The 21,869-nt window shown below is 67.4% G+C and carries 21 protein-coding genes; 11 read left to right on the top strand and 10 right to left on the bottom strand.

Annotated features, from left to right (window positions below):
- The first annotated feature begins 258 nt into the window (after positions 1–258).
- Positions 259–651, top strand: a complete 393-nt coding sequence (locus D0901_RS14485; RefSeq protein WP_129141017.1) for a DUF423 domain-containing protein — start codon at positions 259–261, stop codon at positions 649–651.
- 19 nt (positions 652–670) lie between these two features.
- On the opposite strand, the gene D0901_RS14480 is transcribed toward D0901_RS14485, so the two are convergent.
- Both D0901_RS14480 and D0901_RS14475 read right to left on the bottom strand, forming a co-directional pair.
- Positions 671–1,096: a PaaI family thioesterase gene (locus D0901_RS14480; RefSeq protein WP_129141016.1), complete on the bottom strand. Its 426-nt coding sequence runs from the start codon at positions 1,094–1,096 to the stop codon at positions 671–673.
- 248 nt (positions 1,097–1,344) lie between these two features.
- Positions 1,345–3,531: a malate synthase G gene (locus D0901_RS14475; RefSeq protein WP_129141015.1), complete on the bottom strand. Its 2,187-nt coding sequence runs from the start codon at positions 3,529–3,531 to the stop codon at positions 1,345–1,347.
- Positions 3,532–3,997: 466 nt separating this feature from the next.
- On the opposite strand from D0901_RS14475, the gene D0901_RS14470 reads away from it, so the two are divergent.
- From D0901_RS14470 to D0901_RS14460, 3 genes are all read left to right on the top strand, one after another.
- Entirely contained in the window at positions 3,998–4,978 is a 981-nt protein-coding gene (locus D0901_RS14470) for an alpha/beta hydrolase (RefSeq protein WP_129141014.1), read from the top strand.
- Positions 4,975–5,466, top strand: coding sequence for a hypothetical protein (locus D0901_RS14465; protein WP_129141013.1), 492 nt, complete (start codon positions 4,975–4,977; stop codon positions 5,464–5,466). Before D0901_RS14470 ends, D0901_RS14465 begins: the two co-directional genes overlap by 4 nt.
- Before the next feature lie 96 nt (positions 5,467–5,562).
- Positions 5,563–6,666: an aminotransferase class I/II-fold pyridoxal phosphate-dependent enzyme gene (locus tag D0901_RS14460; RefSeq protein ID WP_129141012.1), complete on the top strand. Its 1,104-nt coding sequence runs from the start codon at positions 5,563–5,565 to the stop codon at positions 6,664–6,666.
- Positions 6,667–6,670: 4 nt separating this feature from the next.
- Here D0901_RS14460 and D0901_RS14455 read toward each other — a convergent pair whose 3' ends face one another.
- From D0901_RS14455 to D0901_RS14445, 3 genes are all read right to left on the bottom strand, one after another.
- Positions 6,671–7,723 carry a sodium:calcium antiporter gene (locus D0901_RS14455; RefSeq protein WP_129141011.1) on the bottom strand — a complete coding sequence of 351 codons (1,053 nt, stop codon included), beginning with the start codon at positions 7,721–7,723 and terminating at the stop codon, positions 6,671–6,673.
- Positions 7,724–7,829: 106 nt separating this feature from the next.
- Positions 7,830–9,353 (bottom strand): YifB family Mg chelatase-like AAA ATPase, encoded by a 1,524-nt coding sequence (locus D0901_RS14450; protein WP_129141010.1) that lies wholly within the window; start codon positions 9,351–9,353, stop codon positions 7,830–7,832.
- A 74-nt stretch (positions 9,354–9,427) separates the two neighbouring features.
- Entirely contained in the window at positions 9,428–9,796 is a 369-nt protein-coding gene (locus D0901_RS14445; RefSeq protein WP_129141009.1) for an accessory factor UbiK family protein, read from the bottom strand.
- A gap of 259 nt (positions 9,797–10,055) precedes the next feature.
- On the opposite strand from D0901_RS14445, the gene D0901_RS14440 reads away from it, so the two are divergent.
- The 3 genes from D0901_RS14440 to D0901_RS14430 all read left to right on the top strand — a co-directional run bounded on the left by D0901_RS14440 (position 10,056) and on the right by D0901_RS14430 (position 12,178).
- A complete protein-coding gene (locus tag D0901_RS14440) occupies positions 10,056–10,394 on the top strand; it encodes a P-II family nitrogen regulator (protein WP_129141008.1) in 339 nt (112 codons plus the stop codon).
- 24 nt (positions 10,395–10,418) lie between these two features.
- Positions 10,419–11,672: an ammonium transporter gene (locus D0901_RS14435; protein WP_129141007.1), complete on the top strand. Its 1,254-nt coding sequence runs from the start codon at positions 10,419–10,421 to the stop codon at positions 11,670–11,672.
- 167 nt (positions 11,673–11,839) lie between these two features.
- Entirely contained in the window at positions 11,840–12,178 is a 339-nt protein-coding gene (locus D0901_RS14430; RefSeq protein WP_129141006.1) for a P-II family nitrogen regulator, read from the top strand.
- 308 nt (positions 12,179–12,486) lie between these two features.
- Here D0901_RS14430 and D0901_RS14425 read toward each other — a convergent pair whose 3' ends face one another.
- A complete protein-coding gene (locus D0901_RS14425; protein ID WP_129141005.1) occupies positions 12,487–13,263 on the bottom strand; it encodes a ferredoxin--NADP reductase in 777 nt (258 codons plus the stop codon).
- 149 nt (positions 13,264–13,412) lie between these two features.
- On the opposite strand from D0901_RS14425, the gene D0901_RS14420 reads away from it, so the two are divergent.
- From D0901_RS14420 to D0901_RS14410, 3 genes are all read left to right on the top strand, one after another.
- A complete protein-coding gene (locus tag D0901_RS14420) occupies positions 13,413–14,339 on the top strand; it encodes a LysR family transcriptional regulator (RefSeq protein ID WP_129141004.1) in 927 nt (308 codons plus the stop codon).
- Positions 14,340–14,565: 226 nt separating this feature from the next.
- The gene (locus D0901_RS14415) at positions 14,566–15,885 is read left to right on the top strand and encodes a sensor domain-containing diguanylate cyclase (protein WP_224418588.1); all 1,320 of its coding nucleotides are present in this window, start codon (positions 14,566–14,568) and stop codon (positions 15,883–15,885) included.
- 55 nt (positions 15,886–15,940) lie between these two features.
- The gene (locus D0901_RS14410; protein ID WP_129141003.1) at positions 15,941–17,713 is read left to right on the top strand and encodes a putative bifunctional diguanylate cyclase/phosphodiesterase; all 1,773 of its coding nucleotides are present in this window, start codon (positions 15,941–15,943) and stop codon (positions 17,711–17,713) included.
- Positions 17,714–17,717: 4 nt separating this feature from the next.
- Here the strand turns inward: D0901_RS14410 and D0901_RS14405 are convergent, their stop codons facing one another.
- Entirely contained in the window at positions 17,718–18,656 is a 939-nt protein-coding gene (locus D0901_RS14405; protein WP_129141002.1) for a metallophosphoesterase, read from the bottom strand.
- A 290-nt stretch (positions 18,657–18,946) separates the two neighbouring features.
- Between D0901_RS14405 and D0901_RS14400 the strand changes: the two genes are divergently transcribed.
- Entirely contained in the window at positions 18,947–19,276 is a 330-nt protein-coding gene (locus tag D0901_RS14400) for a helix-turn-helix domain-containing protein (RefSeq protein ID WP_129141001.1), read from the top strand.
- 15 nt (positions 19,277–19,291) lie between these two features.
- Here the strand turns inward: D0901_RS14400 and D0901_RS14395 are convergent, their stop codons facing one another.
- Genes D0901_RS14395 through D0901_RS14385 form a run of 3 tightly spaced genes read right to left on the bottom strand, consistent with a single transcriptional unit; the run spans position 19,292 to position 21,769 of the window.
- Complete coding sequence (locus D0901_RS14395) at positions 19,292–20,353, bottom strand: protein-glutamate methylesterase/protein-glutamine glutaminase (protein ID WP_129141000.1); 1,062 nt, start codon at positions 20,351–20,353, stop codon at positions 19,292–19,294.
- Between the two features lie 16 nt (positions 20,354–20,369).
- Positions 20,370–21,221: a CheR family methyltransferase gene (locus D0901_RS14390; protein ID WP_129140999.1), complete on the bottom strand. Its 852-nt coding sequence runs from the start codon at positions 21,219–21,221 to the stop codon at positions 20,370–20,372.
- Entirely contained in the window at positions 21,218–21,769 is a 552-nt protein-coding gene (locus tag D0901_RS14385; RefSeq protein ID WP_129140998.1) for a chemotaxis protein CheW, read from the bottom strand. Before D0901_RS14385 ends, D0901_RS14390 begins: the two co-directional genes overlap by 4 nt.
- Positions 21,770–21,869: the final 100 nt, after the last annotated feature.

Here is a 21,869-nt window from a genome sequence, read left to right as displayed (position 1 = left end):
GGGAGCCCGGCGGCGGGCCGCATCATAGCGACCGGCGCCGGATAACGAAACATGAACGCCAACAGCGGGTTATTGCGTCCTTATTCAGGCAGCGCTGAATAAATTGGCGAGCGGTGTAAAGCACGAGGCGTACGGCGCACAGGAACCGGAGCCTATGGGGTATAGGTGAGGATTCCGCGCACCGCACAACGACGTGATTGGCCCGCGCAGCCATTTATGCAGTGCTTCCCAAGCGTAGTCATTCAGGAGTCTCTTAACATGCCGCATCGAGCCAGTTGGGTCGCGGTCGCGCTGAGCGGTTTCATCATGGTGGCGGCCGGCGCCTTCGCCGCGCACGGCCTGCAGGGACGGATCCCGCCAAGACTGTTCGACGTCTTCGAGACGGGCGTTCGCTATCAGGCCTGGCACACCCTGGCGATGCTCGCGGTGCTGGTATGGCGGTCACGACAACCGCTGCGCGGTCAGGCCGTGACGCTGAGTCTCTGGGGGACGGGAATCGTGCTGTTCTCCGGGTCGCTGTATCTGCTGGCGCTCACCGGGACGCCGCGCCTGGGGCTGATCACCCCGTTCGGCGGGCTGCTGTTGATGACCGGCTGGCTGGCGCTGGCGGTGAGTGCCTGGCGGTCCCGGCCGGCCGGGACCGCCGGCTGAGCGCCGTGACGAGAGTCGCTCAGTCGTCGTCCTCGTCGCGGTCCGGGAGCACGTACGTCGCGGTGACGATCGCCACCGGCTCGTCGTCGCCGGCCGAGAACAGTTCGACCTCGCCGACCGCCAGACGACGGCCCAGCTTGATCAGTCGGGCGTTGGCGATCAGGTCGCGATCGCCGCGGGCGCGACGCAGGAAATGGCAGTTGATGTCGCTGGTGACCGCCATCGCCTCGGGACCGATCTGGGCGAGGATCGCCACGTAGAGGCAGACATCGGCCAGCGCCATCATGCTCGGCCCGGAGACGCAGGCCCCGGGACGCAGGTGTTCGTCCTCGATGGCCAGGCTCATGGTCGCGCGCATCTCGTCGACCCCCTCGATGGTGCCCTGACGGAAGGGAAAGACCTCGTCGAGAAACTCCTCGATGGCGGCAGCGGTCATCACGGTCATGGGGGGATCTCCTGGCGCTGGGCTCGGCGTGTCACTGCGCCCAAGATAGCGCAACGCAATCCGGCCGCACAGAGCGCGAGCCACGAGCATCAGACTAGCCCAAAGCCAGGGTTACCCCACGGGAAGCGCTGGATAAATCGCCGAGCGGGGCGTAGCGCAAGGCGCACAACACGCAGGAACCGGAGCCTATACGTCATAGGTGAGGATTCCGAGTATTGTGCAACGCCGCGCTACCCCCGCGCAGGCATTTAGGCAGTGCGTTCCTTGGCCTTGTGCACCGCCCGCCAATGATGCAGCAACGGCTCGGTGTAGCCCGCCGGCTGTTCGCGGCCCTTGAAGATCAGGTCCGAGGCGGCCTGGAAGGCGCTGGAGTCGGCCAGGTGCGACGTCATCGGCGTGTAGTCCGGATCGTGCGCGTTCTGGTCGTCGACGACTTTCGCCATGCGCGCGAGCGTCTCCTTGACCTGGGCCTCGCTGATCACGCCGTGATACAGCCAGTTGGCGATGTGCTGGCTGGAGATGCGCAGCGTGGCGCGGTCTTCCATCAGCCCCACGTCGTGGATGTCGGGGACCTTGGAACAGCCCACGCCGTGCTCGACCCAGCGCACCACGTAGCCGAGGATGCCCTGGCAGTTGTTGTCGAGCTCCTGCTGGATCTCMTCGGCCGACCAGTCCGGGCGCTCGACCACCGGCACGCTGAGCAGGTCGTCGAGGTAGTCGGTGGCCGGGCGCGATTCCAGCGTCTGCTGCACGGCGGCGACGTCGACCTGRTGRTAGTGCAGGGCGTGGAGCACCGCGGCGGTGGGCGAGGGCACCCAGGCGGTGTTGGCGCCGGCCTTGGGGTGGCCGATCTTCTGCTCGAGCATGGCGGCCATCAGGTCGGGCATCGCCCACATGCCCTTGCCGATCTGGGCGCGGCCGCGCAGGCCGCACTGCAGSCCGACCTGGACGTTGTTGGCCTCGTAGGCCTGGATCCAGGGGGCGCTCTTCATGTCGCCCTTGCGGCGCATCGGGCCGGCYTCCATGGCGGTGTGCATCTCGTCGCCGGTGCGGTCGAGGAAGCCGGTGTTGATGAACACCACCCGCGAGGCGGCYTCATGRATGCAGGCCTTGAGGTTGACGCTGGTGCGCCGCTCCTCGTCCATGATGCCCATCTTGAGGGTGTCGCGCGCCAGGCCCAGCACGTCCTCGATGCGCGTGAACAGGGTGTTGGCGAAGGCGACTTCCGCCGGCCCGTGCATCTTGGGCTTGACGATGTACACCGAGCCGGTGCGGCTGTTGCGCGGCTGATCSTCGCCCTTSTTGAGGTCGTGGATGGCGATCAGGSCGGTRAGCACGCCGTCGAGCAGGCCTTCGGGGATCTCGTTGCCGTCGCCGTCGAGCACCGCGGGGGTGGTCATCAGGTGGCCGACGTTGCGCACGAACAGCAGCGARCGCCCGGGCAGGCGCAGGCTGCCGCCGTCGGGGGCGGTGTAGTCGCGATCCGGGTTGAGCCGGCGGGTGACGGTCTTGTCGCCCTTGGCGAAGGAYTCGGCGAGATCGCCTTTCATCAGCCCCAGCCAGTTGCGGTAGACGCCGACCTTGTCCTCGGCGTCGACGGCGGCCACCGAGTCCTCGCAGTCCATGATGGTGGTCACCGCGGCCTCGACGAGCAGGTCCTTGACGTGGGCCGGGTCGGTCTGGCCGATGGGGTGRCCGGCGTCGATCTGGATCTCCAGGTGCAGGCCGTGATGGGCGAGCAGCACCGCCTCGGGGGCGGCGGCGTCGCCGCGGTAGCCGACCAGCTGGTCGGGGCGCGCCAGGCCGGTCTCGCGGCCGGTGCCGCGGCTGATGACCAGCTTGCCGTCGCGGATCGCGTAGCCGGTGGCCTCGCGATGGTAGCCCTCGGCGAGCGGGGCGGCCTCGTCGAGCACCTCGCGGGCATAGGCGATGACCTTCTCGCCGCGCTTGGGGTTGTAGGCGGTGCCCTTCTCGGCGCCGTCGGTCTCGGGGATCACGTCGCTGCCGTAGAGGGCGTCGTAGAGGCTGCCCCAGCGGGCGTTGGCGGCGTTGAGCGCGTAGCGGGCGTTGTTGACCGGCACCACCAGCTGCGGACCGGCCTGCACGGCGATCTCGGCGTCGACGTCGGTGGTGGTGACGCGCACCTCGCCCGGGTCGGCGGCGAGATAGCCCTGTTCGCGCAGGAACGCCTGGTAGGCAGCCGGGTCGCGCACCGCGCCGGGCTGGGCCTTATGCCAGGCGTCGAGTTCGCCCTGCAGGCGCTCGCGCTCGGCGAGCAGGTCGCGGTTGGTCGGCGCGAGGTCATGGACCAGGGCATCGACGCCGGCCCAGAAGGCCTCGGGGTCGACGCCGGTGCCGGGCAGGGCCTCGTCGGTGATGAAGCGGTCGAGGTCGGCGGCCACCTTGAGGCGGTGACGGGTGATGCGGTCGGTCATGGAAAGGGGTCCTCTTGCTGCGCTGACATCGGCACTCACGGGCCGGTCGGGAATTCGTTATGGCAAGTCCGTTTATGGAAACCTCTTCCATATGCTAACCGATTCGCGGCCGGCTGTGATGCCCTGGTCGACTAAGGATTGACCCGCCGATCGCCGTCGAGCGGGTAGCGTGACAATCGGCGCGGCGCGTGGTCCTACACTCAGGAGTGGACGAGCGATCACGGGTTAGGGAAACACTGCACAAATGCCTGCACGGGCGAATCGCTGCGTTGCGCGGTGCTGGAACGCCAGCCCGGTCGGAATCCTCACATATACCCCATATGCTGCGGTTCCTGTGCGCCGGGCGCCTTGCGGCGTGGCGACGCCCGCTTCATCCCGCTCGCCTATTTGTTCAGCGCTTCCTTAGCGACAGGAGCCGCGCGCTCGTTCACAATCGGAAAGCATGGACGCGCAGATGGGAGACTCGATGACCGACTTTGCCCCGTTACAGGCATTGGGGCCGCTGGCGCCGGTGGATGACGTCCGGACACGCGCCCTGGCGGCGTACCTCGACCACTACCGACTGGCGCCGTTGCTCACCGACGCGATCGGCCTCTACGCCGGCTTCGTCGATGCCGACGACTACCGCCTCTGGGCCCAGGTCTGGAGCCCCGAGCGCCCGCGCGGCACGGCCTTCGTGGTCCATGGCTACTTCGATCATCTGGGACTCTATCGTCACCTGCTCGAACGGCTGCTTCAGCAGGGTTGGCGGGTAGTGCTCTGGGACCTGCCGGGGCACGGCCTGTCGAGCGGCGCGCGCGCCACCATCGACGATTTCGAGGAGTACGGCGCCTGCCTGCAGGCCCTGCAGCGGCACCTCGCCAGCCGGGACCTGGCACCGGGCCCCTGGGTGGGAATCGGCCAGAGCACCGGAGCGGCGATTCTCGCCACCGATGCACTGGGGCGCGGGACGACGGCGCCCTGGGAGGCCCTGGTGCTGCTCGCCCCGCTGGTGCGCCCCTGGGGCTGGCCCCAGTCGAGCTGGTTGCACCGGCTGGCCAGTCCGTTCATCGACTCGATTCCGCGCCGTTATCAGCCCAATTCCAACGACGCCGACTTCGCCGCCTTCCTGCGCGACCGCGACCCGCTGCAACCCGACCGGCTGACGCTCACCTGGGTCACGGCGATGCGCCGCTGGATGGCGCACATGCTGGCCCTGCCGGCCAGCGAGCTGCCGGTGTTGATCCTGCAGGGCGAGCAGGACCTGACCGTCGACTGGACGTGGAACCTGGAGGTCCTGACCCGCAAGTTCCCGCGTGCCGAGGTGCATCGCCATCCCGAGGCGCGTCATCACCTGGTCAACGAGACCGAAGTGATCCGCGAGACGCTGTTTCGCGAGCTGGACACCTTCCTCGAGGGCTTCGCCGCCGTTCCCGCCCACCGCCATCACCCCTCGGTGACGCCATGAACCGACTGTTCGGCCTGACCGGCCTGTGTCTGATCCTGTTACTGGCCGGCTGTGCCGGCGATCCGCCGCACCCGAAGACCCCGCGTCAGGCGCTCTACGGCCTGGGCAACCGCGCCGCCGAGGCGACCATGGCGGCCCCCAACTGGCAGGTGCCGATCGACGAACGCGTGCTGCTGCTCGCGCCGCCCGACATCGACACCGGCCTGCCGTTCGACACCGAGCAGTTCCGCGAGACCCTGACCCGTGCCCTGCTCGCGCAGCACGGCGGCCCCCAGGTCCTCAACTGGACGCCCGATCAGGCCACCAATGCGATCCCCGAGAATCAGTGGCTGCTCAAGAGCCGGCTGATCGCCGAAGGGCCGGCCCTGGCACTCTCCGACCGCCGCCTGCTGCCCTACCGGCTGGAACTCGACCTGCGCCGCCCCGGCGATACCCAGCCGCGCTGGCAATATCGGATCGATGGTGCCCTGGATGCCTCGGCGCTCTGAGCCCAACGGCCGGGCACGGGAGTTTTGCTCCGCCAAGCGCCCGGCGCCACAATGACCGCCCGAGTCCCAGCCCCAGGATGCGTTCAAGGAGCCGCCATGTCCCGCTACGCCCGCCATCTCTATCGCGAGGGCCCCGATAACCCGTTTCCCGGTCTCAAGGCGCTGGAACGCCGCCTGGGCCGCGGCATCCCCCACCGGCTGGGCTCCAACGAGGGCCTGGACATGCCGCACCGCGCGCTGACGGCGCGCTTCGGCGAGGCGGTGGCGGAGCTTGCCCGGGGCTATGGCGACGCCGAGGCGATGGGCGTGCGCGAACGCCTCTCCGCGGCGCTGGGCACTCCGCTGGCGTCGCTGCTCGTCGACGCCGGGGCCGACAGCCTGCTCGCCCTGGTGCTGCGCGCCACGACCGCGCCCGGCGAGCCGGTCGTCACCAGCGCCGGAACCTACCCCACCTTTCGTTATTTCGCCGAGGGCCAGGGGGCGAGCGTGGCCGAGGTCGCCTACCGCGAGGGCCCCGGCATGCTCGCCCCGGACCTCGACGCCCTGGCCGCCAGGGCCCATGACGAACGCGCCCGGCTGGTGTATCTGGCCAACCCCGACAATCCCGGCGGTCACCTCCACGACGACGACGCGGTGCTGGCCCTGCGCGACGCCCTGCCGGCCGCTTGCACATTGCTGCTCGACGAGGCCTATCACGACTTCCGCGCCGACGCCGACTCGCCCGAGGCGGGCGCCGTCTGGCCCGGAGTGGTCCGCGTGCGCACCTTCTCCAAGGCGCACGGCCTGGCGGGGTTGCGCATCGGTTACGCGATCGCCGAGCCCGAGACGCTGGCCATGCTGCACAAGGTGCGCATTCACTACGCCGTCTCCTCGCTGGCCCTGGCCGCGGCGGAAACCGTGCTCGACCACCCCGGGGAGACCCGCGAACACGTCGCCGCGGTGATCGACCGCCGCGAGCGCCTGGCGGCCCGGCTGCGCGAATGCGGCGCCGATATGCCACCCAGCGCCACCAACTTCGTCACGGTGCGGCTGGCCGATGGCGAGACCGCGGCCCGAGTCCACCGCCACCTACTCGAGGCGGGCAGCCTGGTGCACCGCCCCGCCCACCCGGCGCTGGGTCACGTGCTGCGCATCAGCACCCTGGAGGATGCCCTGGTGCCGGGGCGCCTGGCCGCCCTGACGGCGGCCCTCGACGGCTGATCGCTCAGCCGTTCTTAGTCGTCCCGCCCAGCAGCAGCATCATCACGCCGCCGAGATAGCAGGCGATCACCGCCACGCTCTCGAAGCCGATCCGCCCCGGCCCCTGCTCCTGACGGCGGATCAGGCCCAGCATCAGGACCCCGGTCATCAACAGCGACAGGGCGATCCACAGGGCCACGTCGTCGGGCACGGCGTGATAGATCGAGCCCTGCCGGTAGGCGATATCGGAGGCGGCGGCGAACAGCGTATCGAAGGCGTTGCCGCCGATGATCCCGGCCACCGCCAGCGTCAGCGCGCCACGCCGCACGGCGGCGATGGAGGTCACCAGCTCGGGCAGCGAGGTGGCCACCGAGGTCAGCAGCACCCCCACCGCCGCCTGGCTGAGCCCGGTTTCCGTGCTGATCACGGTGGCACTGCGCTCGAGCAGCCAGCCGCTCACCCCCAGCGTCACCGCCATGGCCGCGAAGGACAGCCAGAGGGTCCGCAGCGAGCGCTGCAGCGCCTGCTGGTCGGGCTCGTCGAGGCGCGTCTCATGCGTCCGCGCCGGGCGCCACATCGGATTGACCTGGGCGCGCTGCACCAGCTTGAGGCCGAACAGATAGCCGATGAACAGCAGCGGCGTGATGGGGTGCACCTGCCACAGCGTCCACTCCGGGGAGAAGCGCCCGACCAGCAATAGCCCCAGCAGGCACACCAGCAGCCCGCACTGCATCAGGTTGCCGATCGACGCCGCGGCATGTTCGAGGTTCGCGCGCCGATGCGCCACGTCGGCGAGCGTCAGGAACAGCGTCTGCACGGCGATCCCGCCGAGGGCGTTGCTCATCGCCAGTTCCGGCTGGTCGGCCAGCGCCGCCGACACCGACAGCACGATACCCGACAACGAGGTGGCCATGCCCAGCAGCACCGCCCCGGCGATCGCTTCGCCGAGGCCGGTACGGTCGGCCAGGTCGTCGACGATATGGGTCAACCGGGTGCCGACCACGCCGATGACCAGCGAGCAGGCGACGAACAGGCCGATGCTGACGGCGAGCGGCTGGGACTCGAGAAATGCGATCATCGTCCACCCCGCGTCGGCGGGCAGCGCCGTGGCAACGGATGGACGGGACAAAAGGACAGCTTCATTCAGGCCTCCCTGGCCAAAAGATGCGGGATCGACGGGGTGTCTACACGGGCGACTGCTCGGGGCCGCCGCGCAGGCGATCGAGCTGACGGTAACCGATGGCCTCCATCAGTTGGCCGCGCCCGGGGCGCGCTTCGCCGGCCAGATCGGCCAGCGTCAGTGCGACGCGCAGTACCCGGTGGTAGGCGCGCGCCGAGAGCTTCAGCCGCGTCAGCACGTCGGCCAGCCAGGCCCGCTCGGCGTCCGGCAGCGCGCAGGCGGTCTCGAGTTCGGGGCCCGGCAGTTGCGCGTTGAGGTGACCGCGCTGGCGCTGGCGTTCGCGGGCGGCGAGCACCCGCTGGCGCACCACGGCGGAACTCTCGCCGCGCGTGTTGGCGGTGAGTTGATCGGGCGGCAGCGCCGGGACCTCGACCTGCAGGTCGATACGGTCGAGCAGCGGGCCCGAGAGACGTGCCTGATAGCGTTGGACCTGAGCCGGTGTACACACGCAGGCCTGACGCGGATCGCCGAGGTGCCCGCAAGGACACGGATTCATGGCGGCAACGAGCTGGAAGCGCGCCGGGAAACGTCGCTGGTGGCTGGCCCGGGCGATGTGGATCTGCCCGGACTCCAGCGGCTCGCGCATTACCTCGAGCACGCTGCGATCGAACTGCGGCAGTTCATCGAGAAACAGCACGCCCTGGTGGGCCAGCGAGATCTCGCCGGGCCGCGGTCGCGAGCCGCCCCCGACCAGCGCCACCCCGCTGGCGGTGTGGTGCGGCGAGCGGAATGGCCGCCGGCCCCATTCGTCGAGCAGGTCCATGCCGCACACCGAACGGATCGCCGCGACCTCCAGCGCCTCGTCCGGCGACAGCGGCGGCAGGATGCCGGGCAGGCGGCTGGCCAGCATGGTCTTGCCGGTCCCCGGCGGACCGGCGAACAGCAGGTTGTGTCCGCCGGCCGCGGCCACCTCGAGGGCGCGCCGGGCCTGGTGCTGGCCGCGCACGTCGGCGAGATCGGCGCTCGGCGTCTCGGGCAGGGGCGGCGGTGAGGCCCGGTGCGCCGCGAGCGGTGCCTGGTCGAGCAGATGCGCCACCACCGCCCCCAGGTGCGCCGCCGGCCAGACTGTCAGCTCACCGGCCAGCGCCGCCTCGTCGGCATTGGTCTCGGGCAGCAACAGCCCGCGCCCCGCGGCCTTGGCCGCCAGCGCCGCCGGCAGGACGCCGGTCACCGGGCGCAACCGCCCATCGAGGGCCAGTTCCCCCAGGCATTCCAGGCCGTCCAGCGCCGCGACGGGAATCTGCTCGGAGGCCACCAGAATGCCCAAGGCGATCGGCAGGTCGAAGCGCCCGCCCTCCTTGGGCAGGTCGGCGGGCGCCATGTTGACGGTGATCCGCCGTGTGGTGGGGAAGTCGAAGCCGGCATTGAGCAGCGCGCTGCGCACCCGCTCGCGGCTCTCGCGCACTGCCGTCTCCGGCAGGCCCACCAGGGTCAGCCCCGGCAGGCCGTTGGAGAGATGCACCTCGACCAGCACTTCCGGGGCCTCCAGCCCCAGGCCGGCCCGCGTCCTGATGATGGCTAATGCCATGCCCCCTCCTCGCCCGACGACGTTGCAGACAAGGCCCAGTGATACAGATCGTTACGGCGACTGCAAGTCGATACTCAGCGCTCGGCGGTGTCGTCCGTGTCGTCGCGAGGCGGCTGGGGCGCCGCGTCCTCGGCCTCCGGCGCCGGCGGAGCCGCGGTGTCGGCGGCCACCGCCGCGGGGGAGGCCGGCACACTGCTGTCGGCATCCAGCGAGGCCTCGAGGGTGGCGACCTGCTTCTCCAGGGCCTCGACCCGGGCCCGGGTGCGCTGCAGCACGTCCATCAGGATGTCGAAGTCCTCACGGGTCACCAGCTCCATGCGATCGAAGGCGCCGCGCATCACGTTGTGCACGTTGCGCTGGATCTCCTCGGGTGCATGGGAGGCGTCCTGGAGCCGTTCGCCGAGCTGCTGGGCGAGGCGGCTGATACGGTCGTTGCTGATCATCGTACTCTCCATGACTGGCCTTGAATGGTATCGAGTGCAGCATACGCAACGCGCCCGCGTCACGCATGCCCCATTCTGGCGCAAGGCGCCAAGCGGCGAGCACCATCACGGTGCGCTGCAGTGCAGCATGCACGCCCGTCGTTGCGCTCGACTGTCACGCCGACCTCCCTAGTCCTCTGTTTTTCAAAAAAAACCCGGTGGGTGGCATGGCTTGCGCTATGGAGTCATCAGGCGCAAGCCGACAACGGGAGACTTAGGGATGAAACTCATCACCGCCATTATAAAACCATTCAAGCTCGACGATGTCCGGGAGGCGCTGGCCGACAATGGCGTCCAGGGCATCACCGTCACCGAGGTCAAGGGATTCGGACGCCAGAAGGGTCATACGGAGCTCTACCGCGGCGCCGAGTACGTCGTGGACTTCCTGCCCAAGGTGAAGATCGAGATCGCTGTCGACGACGACCGTGTCGAGAGCGTGCTGGAGGCCGTGAGCAAGGCCGCCAACAGCGGCAAGATCGGCGACGGCAAGCTGTTCGTCACACCGCTCGACGACGTCATCCGGATTCGTACCGGGGAACGCGGGGCCGACGCCGTTTGAACGGCGCGGGATAGGAGATAAACAATGAATGATCAAGTCGTGGAATTGTCCTACGCGCTCGACACCTTCTACTTCCTGGTGATGGGTGCCTTGGTAATGTGGATGGCGGCCGGTTTCGCCATGCTCGAAGCGGGGCTGGTGCGCGCCAAGAACACCACCGAGATCCTCACCAAGAACATCGTGCTGTACGCCATCGCCTGTACCATGTACCTGCTGATCGGCTACCACATCATGTACTCCAGCGACAGCGGCGGCTTCCTGCCGAACCTGGGCTTCTTGCTGGGTGCCGAGAACAGCGCCGACGACGTGCTCGGCAGTGGCGGCGACGTCTACTATTCGGCACGCTCCGACTTCTTCTTCCAGGTGGTGTTCGTCGCCACCGCGATGTCGATCGTCTCCGGCGCCGTGGCCGAGCGCATGAAACTCTGGGCCTTCATGCTCTTCGCCGTGGTCATGACCGGCTTCATCTATCCGATCCAGGGCTACTGGAAATGGGGTGGCGGCTTCCTCGACGCGGCCGGTTTCCAGGACTTCGCGGGGTCGGGCGTGGTGCACCTGTGCGGTGCCACGGCAGCACTGGCGGGCGTCCTGCTGCTCGGCGCACGCAAGGGCAAGTACGGCAAGAACGGCGCGATCTACGCCATCCCGGGCTCCAACCTGCCGCTGGCCACGCTGGGTACCTTCATCCTGTGGCTGGGCTGGTTCGGCTTCAACGGCGGCTCCGAGCTGATGGTCTCCAACGTCGGCGAGGCCAACGCGGTCGCCCAGGTCTTCGTCAACACCAATGCCGCGGCCGCCGGAGGCGTGATCGCCGCGATCATCCTGGCCAAGATCTGGTTCCGCAAGGCCGACCTGACCATGGCCCTGAACGGCGCCCTGGCCGGCCTGGTCGCCATCACCGCCGAGCCGCTGGCCCCCAGCGCCCTGGGCGCCACCCTGATTGGCGCGGTCGGCGGGCTGCTGGTGGTCGCGGCCATCGTCACCCTCGACAAGCTCAAGATCGACGATCCGGTGGGTGCCATCTCCGTGCACGGCGTGGTCGGTATCTGGGGTCTGATCGCGGTGCCCTTCTCCAACGGCGACGCCAGCTTCGGCGCACAGTTGCTGGGCATCGTCTCGATCTTCGTCTGGACCTTCGTCGCCAGCCTGGTCGTCTGGGGCATCATCAAGGCGGTCATGGGCCTGCGGGTCAGCGAAGAGGAAGAGTACGAAGGGGTCGATCTGGCCGAGTGCGGCATGGAGGCCTACCCCGAATTTACCGTCAGCGGCAACAAGTAAGACCGCCGACGAACCGAGTGAGCTGGCGTGCTCCCCTGACCCCCTTCGGGGGGTCTTTTTTATTCCCTCAGCGAGCGGTGTATGCTTTACGGCAAGGCATCGACGCAATACGGGGCCGCGCCGGGCGGCGCGGCGAACCCGAACCCTAAGAGGCGAGGAGTATGACGATGAAACTGGTGACTGCCATCATCAAGCCGTTCAAGCTGGACGATGTCCGTGAGTCGCTCTCCGAGATCGGCGTGCAGGGCATTACCGTGACCGAGGTCAAGGGCTTCGGTCGCCAGAAGGGCCATACCGAGCTCTACCGCGGCGCCGAATACGTCGTCGACTTCCTGCCCAAGGTCAAGCTCGAGGTCGCCGTCGACGACAGCATGACCGACCAGGTCATCGAAGCGATCACCAGTGTCTCGAACACCGGCAAGATCGGCGACGGCAAGATCTTCGTCTCGCCGCTGGAGCAGGTGATCCGGATTCGCACCGGCGAGACCGGCAAGGACGCGGTCTAAAGCTGTAAGCTGTAAGCTGTAAGCTGTAAGCTGTAATCTGTAAGCAAAACAGTTTGATATCAGCTAGTTATAGAAAACCCCGCCGATGTATTTTACCGACGGGGTTTTCTTATAGCTTAAGGCTTAGGGAAGCGCTGAATAAATCGGCGAGCGGCGCAAAGCACGAGGCGTACGGAGCACAGGATCCGGAGCCTATGGGGCATAGGTGAGGAATCCGACCGGGCTGGCGTTCCAGCACCGCACAACGAAGTGATTGGCCCGCGCAGCCATTTATGCAGTGTTTCCTTAGAGCTTACAGCTATCCTTGCTTACTTCTCGACGAAGGCGCGTTCGATCACGTAGTCCCCCGGCTCGCCCATGCGCGGCGAGATCTTGAAGCCGACATCGTCGAGCAAGGCGCTGGTCTCGTCGAGCATCGCCGGGCTGCCGCAGATCATCGCCCGATCCTGCTTGGGGTCGAGCGGCGGCAAGCCGGTATCCTCGAACAGCTTGCCGCTGCGAATGTGATCGGTCAGGCGGCCCGTGGTGTGGAAATCCTCGCGGGTCACCGTCGGGTAGTAGACCAGCTTCTCGCTGATCTCGTCGCCGAGATACTCGTGCGCCGGCAGGTCTTGGCTGATGAAGTCGGCGTAGGCGAGTTCACTGACGTTGCGCACGCCGTGGATCAGCACGACCTTCTCGAAGCGCTCGTAGACTTCGGGGTCCTGGATCAGGCTCATGAACGGCGCCAGGCCGGTCCCGGTGGACAGCATGTAGAGGTTGCGCCCCGGCAGCAGGTCGTCGGTGACCAGAGTCCCGGTGGGCTTGCGGCTGACCATGATCTGGTCGCCGACCTCGAGATGCTGCAACCGCGAGGTCAACGGGCCGTCGGGCACCTTGATGCTGAAGAACTCGAGGTGGTCCTCGTAGTTGGGGCTGGCGATCGAGTAGGCACGCACCAGCGGCTTGCCCTCCACCTCCAGGCCGATCATCACGAACTGGCCGTTCTTGAAGCGCAGGCTGCGCTCGCGGGTGGTGCGGAAACTGAACAGCGTGTCGTTCCAGTGGTGGACGCTCAGCACTTCTTCCAGGGCAAACTTGCTCATGGGGGCCTCCAAGGATATTCCATTAGCGCATAAAGGCGCGCCAAGTTTCTTTGAAGGTATTCTAAGACGCCCTCGAATATCTGTTAAATGGGTTGTCTGGATAACGGTTATCGATAACATTGATATCGAATGCCTGTCGGAACCCCCTCATGCGCTATACCCTGCGCCAGCTCGAAGTCTTCGTCGCCGTCGCCCAGCATCAGAGCGTGTCGCGCGCCGCCCGCGAGCTGGCCCTCTCGCAGTCGGCGGCGAGCACCGCGCTGGCCGAGCTGGAGCGCCAGTTCGACTGCCGGCTGCTCGACCGCATCGGCAAGCGCCTCAAGCTCAATGCCCTGGGCTTCCAGTTGCTGCCCAAGGCAGTGGCCCTGCTCGATCGCGGCGAGGAGATCGAAGAGCTGCTGCGCGGCCAGCGCGGGATCGGCTCCCTCGACGTCGGCGCCACCCTGACCATCGGCAACTACCTGGCAACATTGCTGATCAGCGACTTCATGCAGCGCCATCCGGGCAGCCGGGTACGCCTGCACGTGCGCAACACCGCCTCGATCGTCGAGCGCATCGTCCACCACGAGCTGGACCTGGGGCTGATCGAGGGCGACTGCCAGCACGAGGACGTGGTGATTCAGCCCTGGGTCGAGGACGAACTGACGGTGTTCTGCGCACCGCACCACCCGCTGGCCAGCGCCGGCGAGGTGGGACTCGACCAGTTGCTGCGCGAGTCGTGGATCATGCGCGAACAGGGCTCGGGCACCCGCCTGACGCTGGAACAGGCCACCCGCCATCGCCGCGGGCGCTTCAACATTTTGCTCGAGCTGGAGCACACCGAGGGCATCAAGCGCGCCGTGGAGTCGGGGCTGGGCATCGGCTGCGTCTCGAACCTGGCGCTGCGCGACGCCTTTCGTCGTGGCAGCCTGGTGCCGCTCGCCACGCCGCAGCTCGACCTCAAGCGTCAGTTCGCCTTCATCTGGCACCGCCACAAGTATCTGAGTACCGGCATGCGTGAATTCCTGCGCTTGTGTCAGCAGATGACCGAGGGCATTCAACGCAGCGATCAGATCGAGCTGCCCAGCGTGCCCTAGTCTCTCCACCGTCCGTGTAGCGACCTTGACGCCAGGCAAGCCTGGGCGGATCCGCCGCACCTGTGCGGTACAGCGGCGTTTACTTTTAGAATATTATGAATACATACAGTTACAAAAACACACCATGAGAGACCTCTGCCCGGATCATGGCCGCGACTCGCCGCCAGGGCCGGGAACCGGGCCCGCCCCTGGCGCAGACGGCCCCGTTGAAGAAACGGAGATCATCGTGTACGACGAGACATCCCTGTCCGGCATGAAAAGTCCATCCGACGACCCACAGGCGATCACCGCCCGGCACCTGCGCGAGCAGCTCGATCAGGTCGTCACCGCTCTGGAACAAAGCCCCGCGGCTACCGCGATCACCGACGCGCACGGCATCATAACCTTCGTTAATCGACGCTTCGAGGCCGTGACCGGCTATTCGCGCGACGAGTCGATCGGGCAGGCCCTGACGGCGCTGTCCGACGGCAACAGCGAACGGCCCACCCTCGCCGCCGGACACGAGTGGCGCCGGGAAGGACTCAGCCGGCGCAAGAACGGCGAGCCGTACTGGTCAGCGGAGACCATCGCACCGGTGCGCGATGCCTCGGGTACGACCCTTTACTACGTCGTGGTCAAGGAAGACATCAGCGAACGCAAACGCCAGGAGACCCAGCTCCGACTGATGGCCATCGTCTTCGAGACCGGCCAGGCGGCCCTGATCACCGACGCCGAGATGCGCATCGAACGCGTCAATCAGGCCTTCACCGATATTACCGGTTATGCCGCCGAGGACGTGCTGGGGCAAACGCCCCGACTGTTCAAGTCCGATCGTCACGACCGCACCTTCTACACCGACCTGTGGCGAACGCTGCTGGCCACCGGCCACTGGCAGGGCGAAATCTGGAATCGCAACAAGGCCGGCGAGATCTACCCGGTCTGGCAGGCAATCACCGCCGTTCCCGACGCCGACGGGCGTATCCGGCATTATGTCTCGGTCTTCCACGACATCAGCGAACGCAAGACCCTCGAGCGGGAACTCGAGGCGCAGGCCAGCCACGATCACCTGACCGGCCTCGACAACCGCCGCGCCTTCGATGCCGCGCTGGCCCGCGAGATCACTGCCGCCAGGCGGCAAGACTCGCCACTTCACCTGCTGGTCTTCGACATCGATCACTTCAAGACGATCAACGACACCCGTGGGCACGAAACCGGCGACCGACTGCTTTGCGAACTGGGCAAAACCGTGCGTCAATGCCTGCGTCAGAAAGACCGACTCGCGCGCTGGGGCGGCGACGAGTTCACCATCCTGTTACCGGACACGGCGCGGGACGGCGCGCAACGGCTCGCCGAGCGCGTTCGCGCGCAGATTGCCGCCAGCGATTTCTCGGGTATATCGATCACCGTGAGTCTGGGACTGACAGCGCTTCTCGCCGATGACGACGCCGGACGGCTGTTCGCCCGTGCCGACGAGGCGCTCTATCGCGCCAAGCGCGACGGACGCAACCGCCTGGTCATCCTCGACGCGCCACCGCCAGGGGCCGCGCCGGAACCAGGCCATGAATGATCCGAAAGGTTGCGGGACAATACCCGTCTCCGATTCCAAGCCAGGAACTCCCTGAATGCGCAAGACCTCATCCGGCCCCGAACGGCCGGCACATGCCGCGCCGGCCGTGACGTCCGACGCCAGCGACGCGCGCCCCGCGTCGCGGGTCTTCGAACAGGCCAACCAGGCGATGCTGATCACCGACCCCGAGGGCCGGATCACCGACGTCAACCCGGCGCTGCTGCGGCTCACCGGGTTCACCCGCGAGGCCCTGCTCGGCCAGGCCTCCGACGAGCTGATCGTGACCCTCAAGAACGCCCCCGGCAGCGGCGCTTCGCTCTCCCAGGGCCAGGATCACGGCTTCGGCGAAGTGACCTACCGCAACCGTCAGGGACGTATCTATCCCGCCCTGCTGTCGGTCAGCCGCGTGCGCGGCGATCAGGGCCACCTTTCCCATCATGTGCTGGCGCTGTCCGACCTGACCCTGCTCAGCAGTCATTCCCAGCACGCCAGCCGGGAGGTCTACTTCGATGCCCTCACCGGACTGCCCAATCATCACCTGCTGACGCGGCTGATCCACGAGTCGATGCAGCACTCGCGACGCAGCGGCCAGCCGGTGACGCTGTGCGCCCTGGACATCGATCACTTCAAGGCGATCAACGACCGCCTCGGCCACGCTACCGGCGACATCCTGCTCACCCTGTTCGCCCGGCGCCTGAGCAGTCTGCTCCAAGGCGACGACGTGCTCTCGCGGCTCGGTGGCGACGAGTTCGCCCTGCTGCTGCATCGGCCGGCCGATGACGGTTACTTCGACACCCTGCTGGCGGCGATTCGCCAGCCGCTGTGGATCGACGGGCATCGCCTGCAGATCACCGCCAGCCTGGGCATCACCTTCTACCCCAGCGACGACGTCGAGGACGATCTGCTGCTGCGCCATGCCACCCAGGCGATGTACCGCGCCAAGCAGAGCGGCCGCGACGGCTATCACCATTTCGACCCCCGCCATGACCGCAAGCAGCAGATCCGCCAGGCCCGCCGCCAGCGTTTCGAGCAGGCGCTGCGCCAGGGGGAGTTGACGCTGTATTACCAGCCGCAGGTCAACATGGCCGACGGCCGGGTGGTCGGCGCCGAGGCGCTGATCCGCTGGCAGCATCCCGACAGGGGCCTGCTGCTGCCGGGCAGCTTCCTACCGTTGATCGAGGGCACGCCGCTAGAGATCGAAACGGGCGAATGGGTCATCGAGCAGGCCCTGAGTCAACTGCAACGCTGGCGTGACGACGGGATCATGCTGCCCGTGCACATCAACATCAGCCCCACCCACCTGCTCACGACGGATTTCATCGAGCGCCTCGTTGCCCGGCTCGCCCGCTATCCCGACGTCCCCGCCGGCCATCTCAAGCTGGAAGTGCTGGAAACCGCCGCCATGCACGACACTCAGGCCGCGCTCAGCGCCATCTCTGAGTGTCAGCGCCTGGGCATCGACATCGCCATGGACGACTTCGGCACCGGCTTCTCGTCGCTGACCTATCTGCGCCAGTTGCCGGTCGACCTGATCAAGATCGACCAGAGCTTCGTGCGCGGCATGCTCGACGACCCCGACGACATGGCGATCGTCGAGAGCGTGATCTACATGGCACAGCGCTTCGGTCGGCCGATGCTCGCCGAAGGCGTGGAGACCCTCGACCACGCCCAGGCCTTGCTGCATCGCGGCTGCCAACTGGCACAGGGTTTCGGTATCGGCCGGCCGATGCCCGCCGAACGTCTCGCCACCTGGCTGACCCACTGGCCCTCGCGCAGCGGCTGGAGCCGCCTGGGTGAGACGCTGCAGGAGCCAACGGACTCGAAGTGAGCGATTACTCACAAACCCAGACGAAACGCACCCTTTCCAGTTCGCGTTCGCCGTCCCAGCGGTAGGCGCACAGCTTGCGACCGCCGACGGCGTCGCCGCGCGCGGCGATGCTGTAGTCGAGGCAGGCGATATGATCGGTCAGCGGCGCCGGCTCGCCGCTCAGCCAGTAGTGGCCGACGAACAGCGGTTTCTCGGCGTCGTAGCCGGGCAGGATATCCGCCGGCAGCGGCTCGTGGGGGATGGCGGCGATCGCCTCCGGCGGCACCAGCGCCAGCTGACGGTAGGTCACGCTCTCCAGATCCCACCATCGGGCACGCACCCGCCGTCGCGGGTTGCCGTCCTTGTCGGAGAATTCACTGCCCGCCGGCAGCACGACCTCCAGGCCCTTGATCAGGGTCTCCAGCGCCTCAAACCCCGGCTCGCCCTCTCGCGACAGGGCCGGCCAGGCCGCCGGACGAATGCGCCGTTCGGCATCGAGATAGGGGGCGATGGCGGTGAGCGACGCGGGGTCCCAGCAGGCATGGATCACCCGCAATCCCGGCAGATCGAGATACAGCGGCAGGCTTCGGAACCAGTCGATCCAGGCGTGATGCCGCGCCGACCCCTCGCCGACCTGATCGAGAAACGCCTGGTGCTGACCGCGATTGCGCGCACTGTGGCGTCGCAGCGGCACGCCCGGCGTCGCCGGGTCCTCGCTGGCCCAGGCCACGGCGTTGTATTCGTGGTTGCCCATCACCGCCAGCCCCTGCCCCGCATCGATCATGCCGCGGGCGATGCGCAGCGTTTCGAGCTGCTCGGGGCCGCGGTCGATGAAGTCGCCGAGGAAGATCACCCGGCGCGAGGGATGCCGCCAGACACCGTCGTGCTCGGCGTAGCCGAGTCGGGTCAGCAGTCGCTTGAGCGGTGTCGCGTAACCGTGGATATCGCCGATCAGGTCGTACATGAGGCTCCTCGTGAGATAGCGATCGATCTTGTCAGTCTCTCACGTCGGCGCGACGTGGCCCGCCATTCGTCGACGTCGACCCGGCGACAATCCCTGTTTTCGATCCCCGGGCGGACACGGAACCTTCATCGGACAAGCATTGTCAGCCGATGTAAACTGCCCTATAAATAAGCGTTCGCTATCCAAACCCCGCCTGCCATGATGCCCGCGACCGCACGCCATGAACGAAGAGACCGAGCCGCGCCCCTGCCGTGCCATGAACCACGCCCTGGCTGCAGTGATCTACTGATATGCCACGCATAGCATTGGGCAAGGCGATACGCAGCGTACGCAAGGCACACAGATTGACCCTGGCGGATGTCGCGGAGCGGACCGGCTCGCATGTCGGCAACCTGTCCCGCCTCGAACGCGGGCTCGCCCAGCCCAGCCTGGATCTCCTCTACCGCCTTTCCCGGGCGCTGGAATGCCCGCTCTCCGAACTCTTCATCCTCGCCAGCAGCGATCCCGGGGATGCTCAGCTCATCGAACTCAGCGCGATCTATCGAACGCTCAACGAAAGCGAGCGCAAGATCCTGCTCGATTTCGCCCGCCTGATCCCCAATCACGAGTCCATCCGGTAATCGCCGACGACGGCGTCAGCCCCTCAGCACCTCGAGGATCCCGGCGGTCATCTGCGCAAGCGCCAGTTGCCGCGTGACCGCACCGCGCAGGTAGGCTTCGCGGGGCATGCCGTAGACCACGCTGCTGGCCTCGTCCTGGCCCAGGGTGGCGGCGCCGGCCCGGTGCATCTCCAGCAGGCCCTCGGCGCCGTCGTCGCCCATGCCGGTGAGGATCACGCCGATCGCATTGCTGCCGGCGTAGCGCGCCGTGGAGCGAAACAGCACATCGACCGACGGTCGGTGGCGACTGACCAGCGGGCCGTCACGCAGTTCCACGTAATAGCGGGCCCCGCTGCGCTTGACCAGCATGTGGCGGTTGCCCGGCGCGATCAGCGCATGGCCGCGTAACAGCGAATCCCCATCTTCGGCCTCCTTGACGTTGATCCGGCAGAGCTGGTCCAGGCGGTTGGCGAACGAGCGCGTGAACCCCTCCGGCATGTGCTGGACGATGGCGATGGCCGGGCAGTTGGCCGGCATCGCCTGCAGCACTTCACGGATCGCCTCGGTGCCGCCGGTCGAGGCGCCGATGGCCACGATCGTCTCCGTGGTCCGGGCCATCGCCGCGTGCCCCGACGCCGGCAGAATGGCATCGGCAGTGTAGCGGGGTTCGGACGTCGACTTGAAGGCGGGCAGCTTGCGAACCCGCGCCTGGGCCGCGGCCCTGACCGCATCGACGATGCGCGTGCGGGACTCCTCGAAGAAGCGACGGGTGCCGAGGGTGGGCTTGGTGATGATGTCCACCGCGCCGGCTTCGAGCGCGCGGATCTGGGTTTCCGAGCCCGCTCCCACCAGCGACGAGCAGATCACCACGGGGATCGGATGCTGGGCCATCAGCTTGCGCAGGAAGGTCACCCCGTCCATGCGCGGCATCTCCACGTCCAGCGTGATCACGTCCGGCTTGCAGTGGCGCAGCTTGTCCACCGCCACGTAGGGATCGGATGCCGTTGCCACCACCGCGATGTCCGGCGCCGCGTCGAGAATCTCCGACAGGCTTTGTCGAACCAGGGCGGAGTCATCCACTACCAGTACCTTGATCATCCCAGTCTTCCGCCCTTCAGGTCAGTTTGCGATATACCGTGGGCACGACCGGCTCGAAGCCCTCGCGCGCGCCGCCGAGACTCTCCGAGTGGCCGATGAACAACAGCCCGCCGGGCTGCAGGGCGTCGCGCAGCCCGGCGATCACCCGCTGGCGATCGGCGTCGCCGAAGTAGATCATCACGTTGCGACAGAAGATCACGTCGTGACGCGGCTTGCCGGGGTATTGGCCGGTAATCAGATTGAACGTCGAGAAACGCACCACCGAGCGCAGTTCGGGGCCCATCTTGATGACCCCGCGCTGCGGATCGCGGCTGCGCAGGAAGTAGCGCCGCCGGTAGACCTCGGCGACCGGCTCGATGCGCGGCGCGGGGTAACAGGCCCGGCGCGCCGTCTCGAGCACCGACGGCGCGATATCGGTGGCCTCGATACGAAAATCGAAGCCCGTGAGCTCGGCCTGCAGCTCGCGCAGCACGATCGCCAGCGTGTAGGGCTCCTCGCCGGTCGAGCAGGCCGCGCTCCAGACCGACAGGGGGCGCGCCCAGCCGATCTCACGTCGCGGCGCGAGGACATGCCGCACATGATCCGCCAGCGCCTGAAAATGCGCGGGCTCGCGAAAGAAGTCGGTCTTGTTGGTGGTGAGGGCGTCCACCAGCCACAGCGGCTCGGCCGCCTGCGCCCCCGCCGGCGACAACGCGAAGTCCAGATAGCCCTGGAGCGTGGCCTGGCCGATGGCGCGCTGGCGCTTGCGCAGGCGCACCTCGATCAGGTGGCGCTTTTGCGTCGGCAGGCGGATCCCCGCCTGGCGTTCGACGAAATGCGCCACCCGCCGATGATCGGCGGGTGACAACCCCTCGTCGCCACCGTTCATGGGTCGCCCGCCGCCTCGGCACTCATGGCCGTCGAACGCGCCTCCCAACCATCGCCGTCCCGCTCGAGTACCGCTTGCAGCTCCGCCGAGGCAAAGATCCGCGAGAGACTCAGCAGGACCACGAAGCCCGCCTCCTGACGGACGATGCCCTGGATGAAGTCGCTGTCGATGCGTGTGCCGATCCGCGGCGGCGCACTGACCTCGTCCGGATCGATCTCGACCACTTCCTGGACACGATCGGCCAGCACGCCGAGCAGCGTCCTCTCGCCGTCGATGTCCACATGCAGGATGATGATGCAAGTGTCCACCGTCGGCTCGGCCCGCTGCATGGCGAAGTGACGGCGCAGATCGACCACCGGTATCACCTTGCCGCGCAGGTTGATCACGCCCAGCATGAAGTCGGGGGTGCGGGGTACCGGCGTCACCGCCCGGTACTCGATCACCTCCTGGATGTCGTGGATCTCCACGCCGAACCCTTCATCGTCGAGCACGAAGGTCAGGACCTGGAAACCACCCGCGGCCGGCGACATGTCGTTACGCGTTTCCATGGCACACCTCAGTAGCGGACGAAGCCATCGTCGCCGTCCAGGTCGATCGACACGCCGTCCCCGGCCAGGGCCGGCTGCCGGGCCGCCGACGGGCCGCCGA

The organism is Modicisalibacter coralii (assembly GCF_004117855.1).
Classification (GTDB): Bacteria; Pseudomonadota; Gammaproteobacteria; order Pseudomonadales; family Halomonadaceae; genus Modicisalibacter; species Modicisalibacter coralii.
Note: the sequence above shows the minus strand (reverse complement) of the source record. Positions and strands in the feature narration are given on the sequence as shown.